This is a genomic window from Mesorhizobium sp. M8A.F.Ca.ET.021.01.1.1, from assembly GCF_003998025.1.
Classification (GTDB): Bacteria; Pseudomonadota; Alphaproteobacteria; order Rhizobiales; family Rhizobiaceae; genus Mesorhizobium.
In genome coordinates, this window is the sequence record NZ_RZSJ01000725.1 from 1 (window position 1) to 2,700 (window position 2,700).

At 63.2% G+C, this 2,700-nt stretch carries 4 protein-coding genes; 1 reads left to right on the top strand and 3 read right to left on the bottom strand.

Going from position 1 to position 2,700, the window contains the following annotated elements; translation table 11 throughout:
* Nucleotides 1-946 (top strand): hypothetical protein (locus EOA36_RS32890; RefSeq protein ID WP_127280945.1); only part of this gene is annotated, 946 nt, incomplete at its 5' end.
* Nucleotides 947-996: 50 nt separating this feature from the next.
* Here the strand turns inward: EOA36_RS32890 and EOA36_RS32895 are convergent.
* The 3 genes from EOA36_RS32895 to EOA36_RS32905 form a co-directional block, all read right to left on the bottom strand.
* Entirely contained in the window at nt 997-1,791 is a 795-nt protein-coding gene (locus EOA36_RS32895) for an RNA methyltransferase (RefSeq protein WP_127280946.1), read from the bottom strand.
* 101 nt (nt 1,792-1,892) lie between these two features.
* On the bottom strand, nt 1,893-2,237 hold the full coding sequence (locus EOA36_RS32900; protein WP_127280947.1) for a metalloregulator ArsR/SmtB family transcription factor: 345 nt from the start codon (nt 2,235-2,237) through the stop codon (nt 1,893-1,895).
* Nucleotides 2,238-2,401: 164 nt separating this feature from the next.
* A partial coding sequence (locus tag EOA36_RS32905; protein ID WP_127280948.1) for a DUF2470 domain-containing protein occupies nt 2,402-2,700 on the bottom strand: 299 nt, incomplete at its 5' end.

The following is a 2,700-nucleotide window of genomic DNA, read 5'->3' on the forward strand; positions in this document are numbered from 1 at the left end:
CGTCAAGACGCTGCGCGAAAAGGTGGCCGAACAGCTCGTCGAGATCAACCGGGGCCGCGAGGCGCTGAAGGGGCTCGCGGTCGAGCGCGCGGAAAAGGACCACGCGCTCGCCGAACTCGGCGCCAAGGGCGAAGCGTTGCGGCGGCGCGAAGAGGAATTGCATCAGCTTTCGGAGCGGCTCAAGGAAACCGAACGAAAGCTGGAAAGGCGGGCGCTCGAGCTCGAGAAGCTGGAGCGCATGTATGACGACGCCAGTTTTGCCTCCAGCAGCCGCCAGATCGAACTCGTGGCCCGCGAATCCGAATTGCAGAAGCTCGCCAGCGACATCTCGCTGCTGCGTGGCCAGCGCAAGGAAGCGGATCGGCGCGGCCAGGAGATCGCGGCCGAAAGCAAGGCCGCGCGCGATGCCTTGAAGGCCGAAAAGAAAAGGGCCGCCGAACTCGACAAGAAGGTCGAGCGGCTACTGGCAACGCTCGCCGACCGTGAGGACAAGCTTGATCGGCGCGAAAAGGAGTTGGCGCGGTTGCGGGAAAAAACGAAAGCCGAGGACGGCGCCCCAGCCTTGCGGCTGGTTGGCAAGCCCGATGAGTCGGACCGGCATGACGAGGCAGGCAAGCGCGACGACATGGACCGCGCGATCGCCAAGCTCGACAGCGACCGCGAGCGGCTGGAGGCCAGGCTGACGGCGCTGGCGCGGGAGAACAAGCGGCTTAAGGCGGATCTCGGCGCTGTGGCATCGTCGGGTTTGACCAATGGCAATGGCGCCGCGCTGCGTGAGCAGATGAACGAACTGGCGGCGGAGGTCGTCCACCTGACAGCCAAGCTCGAAGGACCGGATTCACCGATCGCCAAGGCGCTGGCGGCACCGCAGGACAACCGCTCCGCCGGCCACGACCGCAGTCTCGCCGACCGCGTGCGCGCCTTGCAGAAGGCGGAAGCCAACTGACGCGGTGCGGGCTGGCAGCCTGCCGGCGTCTTGGCCTCAGACGGCGCCCGTCAGCGCGAGAAATGATGCAGGGCGATGGCTGAGGCGGCAGCGACGTTCAAGCTGTCGAAGCCATTCGACATGGTGATCCGCACGGTTTGCAAGCGGGCAAGCAGGCTTTCGGGCAGGCCTTCGCCCTCGGTGCCGAGATAGAGCGCCAGGCGCTCGCCGCGCCGTGCATCGCGTATGTCGATCCGGCCGCGCGGCGACAGCGCGAACTGGTCGTAACCCCGCCGATCGAGGTCCGCCGTGAAGTCCGCCGTGTCGGCGAAGGACGCGAAAGGGATCTTGAGCGCGGCGCCGACCGAAACCCGGATCGCCTTGCGGTACAGCGGATCGCAGCATGTCGCGTCCATCAACACCGCATCGGCGCCGAAAGCGGCGGCGTTGCGGAAGATCGAGCCCATATTGTCATGGTTGGCGATGCCGACAAGCACCACGACCAGGGCTTGAGCGGGCAAGGCATCCAGCAATGACCCAGACGGCAGGGGTGTCTCCTTGCGGCCGATGGCCAGGATGCCGCGATGCATGTGGAATCCGGCGATCGCGTCCATCACCGCGCCGGCGACGACATAGACCGGCAGGTCCGTTCGTGTCTTGCGCAGTATGTCCTCCAGGCCGCCAAGCCGGTTTTCCAAGACCAGGATGGATTCGGCGCTGAAGCGGCTCGACGACAAAAGCAGGTCGAGCACCACCTTGCCTTCTGCGACGAAGCGGCCTTGCCGGCCGGCCAGGTCGCGCTCGCGGATATCAAGATAGGCCGCGACACGTGGGTCGCGTGGATCGTCGATGCGAATTGGGTCCATGTCCCGCTCAACAATAAAGAGCGTGGCTCGTGTGCCGCGAAAGACACATGAGCCACGCTCCGGAAATCGTCAGCGAGGTAAACGGCCGCGGCAGCGTCCGGTCAAGTCCCGGCGCGGCGCAATCTCTGCGCCATCTGGGACAGATCTTCCTTGCTGCTGCCGAAGATGCCGTCCAGCACGGCGAGCAGTTCGCGCACCGCATCGGATTTGCAGGAATAGTAGATCATCTGACGATCGCGGCGGGTGTCCACGAGGTCGAGCGCCCGCAACTTGGCCAGGTGCTGCGAGAGGGCGGATTGGCTGAGCATCACCTTTTCGGCGATGGCGCCGACCGACATTTCACCGTCGATCAGATAGCTCATGATCAACAGCCGTTTTTCGTTGCCCATCAGCATCAGAAATTCGGCAGCCGATTCGGCGTTCGCGATTAGCTTTGTCGAGACCATTGATGCCCCATGCTGTTTGCTCATCGAGGCGCCATGGGGGCAATGGTGCCTGAATCCATAAATTCACTTGTGAAGGTGCCGACGAGTCAGCACCACAGCTAAGCCTAGAACATTTCTTTCAAATCTCAAGGGTTGCTTTTGATCAAATGCAATTTAGTTTCCTCTTATGCCTCCGATGCGGCCCTGCCGATCCTGGCCATTTCGACCAGGGCGGGACGCAATTCCGAAGCCTTTACCAGCGGTTGCGGGAAGAATACCCGGCAGACATTGTCCCCCGACACCAGATCCATGCCATCGGCGTCCAAACCGGCGATCGTCCAGCCATCACCAGGTGCCTTGGCGAAATCACGGGCATAGATGGCGATCGCGTCGAGATGGTCGGCATTCATGTGCTCGACGGCCGATTGTTCGCTTCCGGCAAGTTCCTCGATGATGGGCCCATTGGTGAGGAGGTCGGCCCGTT